The sequence below is a fragment of the Salinicola salarius genome, from assembly GCF_002179555.1.
Taxonomy (GTDB): domain Bacteria; phylum Pseudomonadota; class Gammaproteobacteria; order Pseudomonadales; family Halomonadaceae; genus Salinicola; species Salinicola salarius_A.
Genome location: NZ_NHOU01000054.1, coordinates 1 through 9,998, shown reverse-complemented (window position 1 = coordinate 9,998; position 9,998 = coordinate 1). Strand labels below are relative to the sequence as shown.

The window sequence follows — 9,998 nt, the reverse complement described above, 5'->3', positions numbered from 1 at the left end:
GGAGCAGATGCCGCAACCGATGTCCCAACGTGGCAATGTTGCCCCGGATGACGATCCACTATCTATCTTCAGTGGCCCGCTGGGCGATCAGGTCAGTGAGCTCAACGAGGCCATGCGGCAATACGGCCTGCGCTTCGAGCTGAGCGAGTTCGACAGCCGTGTCATCACGAAGGTGGTAGACAAGGAGACCGGCGAAGTCATCCGGCAGATTCCGGCGGAGGAGATGTTGCGGATTGCCGAGGCTTTTGCCAGCGACAACGGCGGACGGCTGCTCGACGCTTCGGCATGACCGCGCAGCCCTGCCTTAACCGCCTGCCGGCCAGGCTTTTCAATTGTACTGACGTGTCGATGCCGGGGTAGCGTTTCATGCGCGGTGCGTCAGAAGCGCTCAAGTTTTCGCGGGACAGACCGATATTCGCTGGGGTACGGCGCCGTTATCTTGCAGCGCCTGACCTGCCCTGACCCAAACGGCCATTTCAAGTATGCCTACTTCGCGAGACTGCTCCACACTGAACACTGACGGCAATCTATTTGCCAGAGACCTCGTTCACGATCTGATTCCCAAGCTCAAGATTACGGAAAATCTCGTGAACAATACGCTTCTCGTTAGAGCTGAAAAGGCTGGCAATGACGACGAACGTGGCCACTACCAGCTTCTGCGGCAGGAATTCGAGCTGGAAATCATGATGATCAAAATGAACCTGGAACATCTGCTGAAACGCTACGCTCGGGAGATTCAGGACGTCGCCGACTCTGACGGGAACCTGACCGGCCCGGTGCTGGAACTTGATCAACATGAGCGCTTTGCCATCGATAGCGCCAGGAAACTCTATGAGCGGGCGCGGGCCATCCAGACCGCTTGACGGGGCGTGGAGGGCTTTTGAATCAAAGCGAATGTCAGCAACTCGATACCGTCATTGACGATACCACGAGATGATGAAGCGCTTCGAGGTGGCGGGCATGATCAGTTCACCGGCTCATGCTTGCGCTGCATGTCGAGGAACACCTCGACATAGCGCTGTCCGCGTCGTGAGGCCTGCAAATCCATACCGCGATGGGTTCTTACCCATGTTATGTTGATAATCGTCAGCAATATCGGCAAAGAGGAGCCTCATGTTCAGTACACGTTTTGGCCTTAGGGTGCATGTTACTCGCCACGCCCGCGAGCGAATGGCGCAGCGCAACATTAACGAGGCATTACTGGGTGAGCTTCTCGAAACGGGTCAAGTGCGATACAAAGATGACATCCGGTTATGGATTGCCAAGGAGGCCCCAGGGCGGCAGGATAATCTAATCTGTGCTGCCGTCATCCTTGAGGAGATGCTGGTAGTCAAAACGGTGATGCATCATTTTCAGTGGGAAAGCTAGCCATGCGTACGACTTATGATGAAGCGGACGATATTCTGGTAGTTCACCTCTCGGAGAAGCCAATCATCAAGGAAGGTTCTCAGGACTGGAATACCCATGTCAGCTATGCCGAGGACGGCACGATTGTCGAAATCGTCATACTCGAAGCTTCTAAACAAGGAGCATGGCCACTACTGCGTAGCCATGCAGCCTGATTCTCGAAAACACGGCAACCCCGCCAAGAGCCTGTATCGCTTGCCATCGATAGCGCCAGGAAACTCTATGAGCGGGCGCGGGCCATCCAGACCGCCTGACGGCGCGTGGAGCGCGGGCGGCCGGCTTCCCTTTTGCGGCTTGATGCGTCTGGCTTGCATGCGCCAGCCTTGAGGCGCACCATTTATCGTTTCGAACGATAAGCTTATGCAAGGGAGCTACATAGCACGATGAGCCTTTGGCGCCGACTGAGGGGAACCGACACGCGAGAGCAGATCCACTTCCGTGCCCGTCTGGCACGTTATTTTCCGATCATCAGTTGGGCGCCCTATTACAACCGGCACCTCCTCAACGAGGATCTGGTAGCCGCTATCATCGTCACGCTGATGGTGATCCCTCAGGCGCTGGCCTATGCCATTCTCGCCGGGCTGCCGGCGATCACCGGCCTCTACGCCAGCATGCTGCCGCTGATTCTCTATTCGATCTTCGGGACCAGCCGGACGTTGGCCGTCGGGCCGATGGCGATCGTCTCGCTGATGACGGCCGCCGCCCTCTCGCCATTGTTCGCCAGCGGTACGGCGGCTTACAGTCAGGCCGCGACGACGCTTGCCATGCTTTCGGGTCTGGTCCTGGCCGTCATGGGTCTGCTGAAGCTCGGCTTCTTCGCCAATTTCCTCAGTCACCCGGTGGTCTCCGGCCTGCTCACGGCCTCCGGCGTGCTGATTGCCGCCAGCCAGTTCGCGAGCCTGATCGGCGTCGGCGGTTCGGGCTTCACGCTGATCGATCAGTTGGCCCACTTGCTGACCCACCTGAACGACATCCATTGGCCGACCTTGATACTGGGCGCCTCGGCACTGGTGTTCCTGCTGCTCATGCGCCGCGCCGGCCCGGTGTTGCGGAAGATGGGGCTGCGGACCGGCGTCGCGACGTTCTTCGTGCGCCTGGGGCCGGTCATGGCCGTCGCGATCACGACGCTGGTTTCCTGGTCGCTGGACCTGCCGGCGCTCGGGGTGGATGTGGTCGGCCATATCCCCGCTCACCTGCCGCCGCTGAGCCTGCCGTCGTTCGATCCGGGCCTGCTGCGCGACCTGCTGCTGCCTGCGTTCCTGATCAGCGTGGTGGGGTTCATCGAGTCGGTCTCGCTGGCGCAGATGCTGGCGGCACGCCGGCGCGAGCGCATCTCGCCGGATCAGGAGCTGGTGGGCCTCGGCACCGCCAATCTCGCGGCGGCCTTCACCTCCGGCATGCCGGTGACGGGCAGCCTGTCGCGCACGGTGATCAACTTCGATTCGGGCGCCCGCACGCCGGCCGCCGGGGCGTTCGCGGCGCTGGGCGTCGGGCTGGTGATCCTGTTTCTGACCTCGCTGATCGCCTACCTGCCTATCGCGACTCTGGCGGCCAGCATCATCGTTTCGGCGATGACGCTGGTCGACCTGCCCGGCCTGAAGCGGACCTGGCACTATTCCCGCAGCGACTTCGCCGCGATGCTGATCACGATCGTGCTGACGTTCGTCGAGGGCGTGGAAGCCGGCGTCATGGCCGGTGTCGGCGTGTCGCTGGCGCTCTATCTCTATCGCACCAGCCGGCCGCACACGGCGGAAGTCGGCCGTCTGCCGGGCACGGAGCATTTCCGCAACATCCAGCGCCACGAGGCGGAAGTCGACGACGAGATCGCCCTGCTGCGCGTCGACGAAAGCCTCTACTTCGCCAACGCCCGCTATCTCGAGGATACCGTCTACGGCCTGCTGGCCGATCGCGCCAACCTGAAGCATCTGGTGCTGATCTGCTCGGCGGTGAACCTGATCGATGCCTCGGCACTGGAAAGCCTGGAGGCGATCAATGCCCGCCTGAAGGATTCGCAGGTCACGCTGCATCTGGCGGAGGTGAAAGGGCCGGTCATGGATAGACTCAGCAAGAGCGACTTCCTGGAGCACCTGACCGGGGAGTCCTACCTCAGCACCTTTTCGGCCTGGACCAACATCCGCCATCGGCTCGACGATGAACGGGCCGCGCTGCTGGCGTCGAAAGCGTCGTCGACCGGGACGGCTTCCGAAACCTCAGGCCGATGACGCTGCCTGCCGCTCGCCGTGCTGGCGCCGCATGATCGGCAGAATGTCGCAACAGGCGCCGAGAGTCTGGCAGTCGGTCTTGGGGGCCGGGCTCTTCTCTCTGGAATAGCGGCGGTTGTCCGGCGTCAGAATCCGATACCAGGCGCCGTACTCGTGATCGATCATGTGCTGCCAGCAGTAATTGGCGATCTTGTCGTACCAGCGCCAGTAGCGGGCTTCGCCCGTCAGGTCGCCAAGCATCGCGGCGGCGGCGAGGCTTTCGGCCTGCACCCAGTACACCTTGTCGCGATTGAGAAACTGGCGGTTGAAATCCACGCCGTAGACCAGTCCGCCGTATCGGCTATCCCACCCTTTCTCGACCGCTTCGATGAACAGACGCTTGGCCGTGGGGATCAACCAGGTCTCTCTCGGGCAATGTCGCGAAAGCACTACCATCAGCCTGGCCCAGGTGGTCTGATGCCCGATCTGGAACCCCCAGGGGCGAAACAGGTCGTCGGGCTGGTCGCGGTGGTAATCGAAATCGGGGTACCAATCGCGGTCGTAATGCTCCCAGAGCCAGCCATCGCCCATCGGCGCGAGCTTGTGCCACAGCGTCCGCGCGATGGTCAGCGCCCGTTCCAGAAAGGCGGCATCGCCGGTCGCGTCGAAGGCGCCGATCAACGCTTCGCAGCTGCGCAGGTTGGCGCTCTGACCCCGGTAGCCGGTCAGCTGCCAATGGTCGTCCGCTTCGGCGGCGTACAACTGCCGATGGGGCTCGAAAAACCGCCGGGTCTGTAACGCATGCACGCGGTCGAGCCCGGCTCGGGCTTCGGCAACGCCTGCCTTCAGGGCCGTGGCGTAGGCCAGCATGACCGAGGCCAGCCCATAGCAGTGCTGGGTGGTGTCGTCGGGCCTGCCGTCGTCCAGCGTCCAGGCGTAGCCCTGGGTTCGGGTCTGGTAATGGCTCTCTTCCAGAGATTTCAGCCCGTGCCGCGCCCACGCCAGGTATTCCGGGTCGCCAGTGTGCATGGCGTAGCGGGCATAGAGGATCACGTAGCCGGCACTGGAGACGAGATGCCGATGGTGGCGGTTGTAGAGATGCCCGTCGTCGGTGAGGTAATGATAAAAACCCGCCTGAGGGTCGATACAGCGAGGGTGATAGAACGCCATGATTCTGGCGATGTGCTGCTCGATCTGGTGCGGTGTGGTCAGCGGCATGACGGGGCTCTCTTCTATCGCAAACGCTTCATCGCAAACGCTTCTATCGCAAACGCTTCTATCGCAAACGCTTCATCGCAAACGCTTCATCACGAACGTTCCTTGACCGGGCCTATCTCGTGATCGAGAACGACGCTTCGCCGCGAACGTCTCTCACGACGAACCATGCGCCTGAATGCGCCTGACCTTGGCGACGTCGAAGTCTTCCTTGCCAGTCTGGTCGTCGGCCAGGTCCATCACAATGCGCCTCTCGTCGAGTGCCTTTTGGCTCGACACAGGCGTCGATATTTTTATTCAATATCGACAGACCCGAATAACACACTGATCGATTCCGACATGGCCCGAGACATGACCGCGATTTCCGACCGTTCTCCCACCGCGCTCGATGTCTATCATCGCCTGAAGGCGGACATCATTCGTGGCTTCTACGCGCCGCAGGAAAAGCTGCTGATGAGCCGGCTCAAGGCCCGCTACGACACCGGTGTCGGCCCCCTGCGCGAAGCGCTGACACGGCTGATCGGCGAGCGCCTGGTCACAGGCATCAGCCAACGGGGCTACCGGGTGGCGCCAATGTCGATCGCCGAGCTGGAAGCGATTTACGACGCGCGGGCGCAGCTGGAAGGGTTACTGATTCGGCTCGCCATCGAGCGCGGCGACGACGAATGGGAGGCGACGGTGCTGGCACGTACCCATACCCTGGCCAAGGTCACACGGGTACAGGACGCCGACGAGATGCTCGAACGCTGGGATACCCGCCATCAGGCGCTGCACGATGCGATGGTGGCGGGTTGCGGCTGCCTGCCGCTACTGCAGTCCCGTGCGGCGCTGTTCGATCAGGCCCAGCGCTATCGCCACCTGTGGCTGCGCCAGACCGTCTTTTCCGAGCAGGCGCTCGCCGAGAAGCAGCGCGAGCATCAGGCACTGCTCGATACGATTCTGGCCCGCGACGCCTCCGCCGCCAGTTTACTGATGCGGGAACACCTGATGACGCCGGTGCCGATCATCCGGGAGCGGTTGCAGGAACAGGGCTGGGTTTAAACGTCTCCGGGTTTAAACGTCTGTTTCTGGTTCAAACGTCTCTGGATTCAAGCGGCCCGGGCCTTCCCCGCTCAGGAAATCGCGCCGGTGCGACGCAGATCCGCCAAAACCTCGGTATCCAGCGCCAGCCAATCACTCAGTACGCTTTCGGTGTGCTCGCCCAGGCGCGGCGGCGAATGCGGTGAGGTCATCCGCTGACCATCCAGCGTGATCGGGTTGGCGACCAGCCGCGCACGGTGGCCGTCGCTCATGGTGCGCTCCACCACCATCTCCCGGTGGCGTACCTGCGGATCGTCGAACACCTGATCCAGCGTGTTGATAGGGCCGCAAGGCACGCCGTGGACTTCCAGCAGCGCAAGCCATTCGTCCCTCGGCCTGGCGATCAGGCGTTCGCTCAAGCGCGCGACGAGAAGCTCCCGGTGGGCGACCCGCTGGGCGTTGGTGGCAAAGCGCGGGTCCGTCGCCCATTCGCTCTCGCCCAGCGCCTCGCAGAGATGCCGGAACTGGGTGTCGTTGCCCACGGTGACAATGAGGTGACCATCCGACGCGGCGAAGGCCTGATACGGCACGATGTTCGGATGCGCGTTGCCCATGCGCTGCGGCGTCTGCCCGCTGGTCAGGTAGTTGAGCGCCTGATTGGCGAGCACGCCGACCTGAACGTCCAGCAGCGCCATGTCGATATAGCCGCCCTCGCCGGTGGCATCCCGTCGGCGCAGCGCGGCGAGAATGGCATTGGCGGCGTAGAGCCCGGTGAAGATATCGGTGATCGCGACGCCCACCTTCATCGGTTCGCCGCCACGGTCGTCGGGTTCGCCGGTCAGGCTCATCAATCCGCCCATGCCCTGGATCAGGAAGTCGTAACCGGCGCGGCCGGCGTAGGGGCCGTCCTGCCCGAAGCCGGTGATCGAACAGTAGACCAGCTCCGGCTTGAGCCTTTTGAGGCTGGCGTAATCGAGCCCGTAGGCGGCCAGCCCGCCGACCTTGAAGTTCTCGATCACCACGTCAGCCTTGGTTGCCAGCCGGCGGACCAGAGCCTGCCCCTCGGCCGTCGAGAGGTCGATGGCGACCGAGCGCTTGCCGCGATTGGCGCTGAGAAAATAGGCGGAGGCTTTCGTCTGCTGCCCCGTGCCCACCGTCGATTCCGGCTCTGTGCCTTCCAGCCACGGCGGCCCCCAGGCGCGGGTATCGTCGCCCTGCCCTGGCCTTTCGATCTTGACCACTTCGGCGCCGAGATCCGCCAGCTGCTGCGTACACCACGGTCCGGCCAGCACTCGCGAGAGATCCAGCACCTTGAGCCCGGCCAGTGGCTGGGTGACGTCGCTCATCGCGCTCACCCGAACGCCTGGATGCCGGTCTGGGCGCGGCCCAGGATCAGGGCATGGACATCGTGCGTGCCCTCGTAGGTGTTGACCGTCTCCAGGTTGATCATGTGGCGGATCACGCCGAACTCCAGCGAGATGCCGTTGCCGCCGTGCATGTCCCGCGCGACGCGGGCGATGTCGAGCGCCTTGCCGCAGTGATTGCGCTTGATCAGCGAGATCATTTCCGGCGTGGCCTGGCCATCGTCCAGCAGGCGGCCGACTCGCAGACAGGCCTGCAGGCCCAAGGCGATTTCGGTCTGCATGTCCGCCAGCTTGAGCTGGACCAGCTGAGTCGCTGCCAGCGGACGCCCGAACTGCTGGCGATCCAGCGTGTACTGACGGGCAGCGTGCCAGCAGAATTCCGCCGCGCCCATGGTGCCCCAGCTGATGCCGTAGCGGGCCTTGTTGAGGCAACCGAACGGCCCGCCGAGCCCGGAGGCGCCGGGCAACAGCGCCTCTTCCGGCACGAAGACGTCATCCAGCACGATCTCGCCGGTCACCGAGGCCCGCAACGACGCCTTGGCGTGAATGGTCGGCGTCGAGAAGCCCTCGGCACCGCGCTCGACCACGAAGCCCTTGATCTTGCCTTCGTGGGCATCGGATTTGGCCCAGACCACGGCGATATCGGCGATGGGGCTGTTGGTGATCCACATCTTCTGGCCGCTGAGGCGGTAGCCGCCTTCGACCTTCTTCGCCCGGGTCTGCATGCTGCCGGGATCGGAACCCGCGTTGGGCTCGGTCAGACCGAAGCAGCCCACCATTTCGCCGCTGGCCAGTTCGGGCAGATAGCGCTGCTTCTGCGCCTCGGTGCCGTAGGCCTCGATCGGATACATCACCAGCGAGGATTGCACGCTCATGGCGGAACGGTAGCCGGAGTCGACCCGCTCGACCTCTCGCGCGATCAGCCCGTAAGCGACGTGATTGGCGCCGGCGCCGCCATAGCTCTCGGCCACCGTCGCGCCCAGCAGGCCGAGCCCGCCCATCTCGCGCAGGATCTCGCGATCGAAGTGATCCTTCTCGAAGGCCTCGAGCACGCGTGGTTGCAGGCGCTCCTGACAATAGTCGCGCGCCAGTTGCTGAATCTGGCGCTCTTCGTCGCTGAGCTGCTGGTCGAACAGGAAAGGGTCGTCCCATTGGAAGGCGGACATGTCTTTGGCTCCTGGCACCGTCGATGCCGTTCGGTGAGAAGCCACCACGATAGCGCCATTCACAATGTCGACACTATTGGCAAAATGTCTACGTTTTAAAGCATTGCTAAGAGATAAGTGGACGCATAATCTATACAAAACCAGATTTGGTGTTCACTTATGAACCTCAATACCGCCCGTGATCGACTGGATCGCTGGGATCGACAAGGGCGATGTGTCTACACGCTAGCCGGTCTGGCCAAGGTATTCCCCGAGGATAGCCCCAAGACATTGCAGGAGAGTATCGGTCGGTTACGCCGATTCGGCGTACTCGAAGGCGTCCACAGGGGCATCTACGTTTATGCTCGATCAAGGCGGACAAAAGCCGATCGGCTCGAGGAAATCGCCAAAACCATGCGACGTGGCGAGTACAGCTACGTGAGCCTGGAGTCGGCTTTATCGGCTTATGGTGCGATATCGCAGATACCGGTCGACCGGCTGACGATCATGACTACCGGGCGAAAAGGCCTCTATCGGACGCCTTACGGAACGCTCGAATTCACTCATACCAAGCGCCCGGTACAGGAATTGCTGCAGCGGATGCGAGATGTCGGACGTCCGTTGAAAGTTGCGACGCCGGAGGCGGCCTGGGCCGACCTCAAACGCGTCGGTCGCAATACCCATCTGGTAGATACCGCAGCGCTGGTGCCCGATGAGCATCAGTCGCTCGACAGGGAGCAAGATATGTCATGAAGCGCATCGAACCTGCGGATTTTGCCGCGCTTGTCGACTTGGCCATGGAAGATCCCGCGCGTCGTGCAATGCGGCCGGTCGTCGAAAAGGAGCTGCTCCATTTCGATATTCTGTTCGCGCTCGACCGCGAGCGGTTACTCGAAGGACTGACATTTCAAGGCGGGACCTCGTTGAGACTTTGCTATGGCGCTCCGCGATTCAGCGAATATCTCGACTTCGTGGGCGGGACGGCATTCAACAGCCGGGACGTCTCGCGCATCAAAACATGCATCGAGGATTACGTCAGCCAACGCTATCAATTGGGGGTATACGGATTTAATGGTTGATGGGGCACCTTCACCCCATCAATCTGATACCACCCTCAGATGGTTGATAGATCGACTCCGTAGTTGAGTTCCTCTGCGAAGTCCGGCAGTCCGTAACCGATGGTTTTCTTGTAGAAAGGAGAGACCTTCGCAGTCGGTGCCTTCTTCTTGTGCTTCGTGGTGTAGAGCATTCGTGCCCGCATCACCTCGAAGGAGTAACCGCGCCCTTCACGGTTCTTGTCCTTGGCCAGTCGGTTGATGGACTCCGTGTAAGCGTTGGTGACGGGCATGTCCGTCTCGAAGTAGGTCATGGTCTCTTCGCGCCAGTTTCCCACTGCCCTGACCAGATCGCTCCAGACTTCCTTTTGGCCCTTCGGGATGGTGGCTATCCACTCGTCCAGGGCGGCTTCTGCCTGGAGCCGTGTGGTGGCGTCCCAGATGCCGTAGAAGCGCTCCTTGTGCTCGTAGGCGGCCAGCAGTTGCGGGAACGCGCCTGTCCAGGTCTCCATGATGAGGCGCTCCCGGTCTGAGACTTCGTGAGCGCGTTTCAGCAGGATTTTCCGGTCTCCCTTGAGAGTCCGGCTCTGG

11 protein-coding genes and 1 pseudogene are annotated in these 9,998 nt (G+C 62.0%); 8 read left to right on the top strand and 4 right to left on the bottom strand.

The window, feature by feature from the left end:
* From CCD76_RS18300 to CCD76_RS18280, 5 genes are all read left to right on the top strand, one after another.
* Nucleotides 1-289 (top strand): flagellar protein FlaG (locus tag CCD76_RS18300; RefSeq protein WP_143543329.1); only part of this gene is annotated, 289 nt, incomplete at its 5' end.
* A gap of 298 nt (nucleotides 290-587) precedes the next feature.
* Complete coding sequence (locus CCD76_RS18295) at nucleotides 588-863, top strand: hypothetical protein (protein ID WP_087720962.1); 276 nt, start codon at nucleotides 588-590, stop codon at nucleotides 861-863.
* Between the two features lie 250 nt (nucleotides 864-1,113).
* Nucleotides 1,114-1,368 carry a DUF4258 domain-containing protein gene (locus tag CCD76_RS18290; RefSeq protein WP_083387165.1) on the top strand — a complete coding sequence of 85 codons (255 nt, stop codon included), beginning with the start codon at nucleotides 1,114-1,116 and terminating at the stop codon, nucleotides 1,366-1,368.
* A gap of 2 nt (nucleotides 1,369-1,370) precedes the next feature.
* Complete coding sequence (locus CCD76_RS18285) at nucleotides 1,371-1,562, top strand: DUF2283 domain-containing protein (RefSeq protein ID WP_071230222.1); 192 nt, start codon at nucleotides 1,371-1,373, stop codon at nucleotides 1,560-1,562.
* A gap of 228 nt (nucleotides 1,563-1,790) precedes the next feature.
* On the top strand, nucleotides 1,791-3,629 hold the full coding sequence (locus CCD76_RS18280) for a SulP family inorganic anion transporter (protein ID WP_087720961.1): 1,839 nt from the start codon (nucleotides 1,791-1,793) through the stop codon (nucleotides 3,627-3,629).
* On the opposite strand, the gene CCD76_RS18275 is transcribed toward CCD76_RS18280, so the two are convergent.
* A complete protein-coding gene (locus CCD76_RS18275; RefSeq protein WP_087720960.1) occupies nucleotides 3,618-4,826 on the bottom strand; it encodes an AGE family epimerase/isomerase in 1,209 nt (402 codons plus the stop codon). The two genes, CCD76_RS18280 and CCD76_RS18275, sit on opposite strands and share 12 nt — an antisense overlap.
* A gap of 336 nt (nucleotides 4,827-5,162) precedes the next feature.
* On the opposite strand from CCD76_RS18275, the gene csiR reads away from it, so the two are divergent.
* Nucleotides 5,163-5,864, top strand: a complete 702-nt coding sequence (gene csiR, locus CCD76_RS18270; protein WP_373419437.1) for a DNA-binding transcriptional regulator CsiR — start codon at nucleotides 5,163-5,165, stop codon at nucleotides 5,862-5,864.
* Between the two features lie 71 nt (nucleotides 5,865-5,935).
* Here csiR and CCD76_RS18265 read toward each other — a convergent pair whose 3' ends face one another.
* Entirely contained in the window at nucleotides 5,936-7,189 is a 1,254-nt protein-coding gene (locus CCD76_RS18265; protein WP_087720959.1) for a CaiB/BaiF CoA transferase family protein, read from the bottom strand.
* Nucleotides 7,190-7,194: 5 nt separating this feature from the next.
* Nucleotides 7,195-8,373, bottom strand: a complete 1,179-nt coding sequence (locus CCD76_RS18260) for an acyl-CoA dehydrogenase (RefSeq protein WP_087720958.1) — start codon at nucleotides 8,371-8,373, stop codon at nucleotides 7,195-7,197.
* Between the two features lie 159 nt (nucleotides 8,374-8,532).
* Here CCD76_RS18260 and abiEi point away from each other — a divergent pair, with 159 nt between their 5' ends.
* Nucleotides 8,533-9,105 carry a type IV toxin-antitoxin system AbiEi family antitoxin gene (abiEi, locus tag CCD76_RS18255; RefSeq protein ID WP_087720957.1) on the top strand — a complete coding sequence of 191 codons (573 nt, stop codon included), beginning with the start codon at nucleotides 8,533-8,535 and terminating at the stop codon, nucleotides 9,103-9,105.
* On the top strand, nucleotides 9,102-9,431 hold the full coding sequence (locus CCD76_RS18250) for a nucleotidyl transferase AbiEii/AbiGii toxin family protein (RefSeq protein ID WP_179208966.1): 330 nt from the start codon (nucleotides 9,102-9,104) through the stop codon (nucleotides 9,429-9,431). The genes abiEi and CCD76_RS18250 overlap by 4 nt, the downstream gene beginning before the upstream one ends.
* Nucleotides 9,432-9,466: 35 nt before the next feature.
* Here CCD76_RS18250 and CCD76_RS18240 read toward each other — a convergent pair.
* Nucleotides 9,467-9,998: pseudogene (locus CCD76_RS18240) on the bottom strand (ISL3-like element ISPpu12 family transposase); the annotation flags it as partial.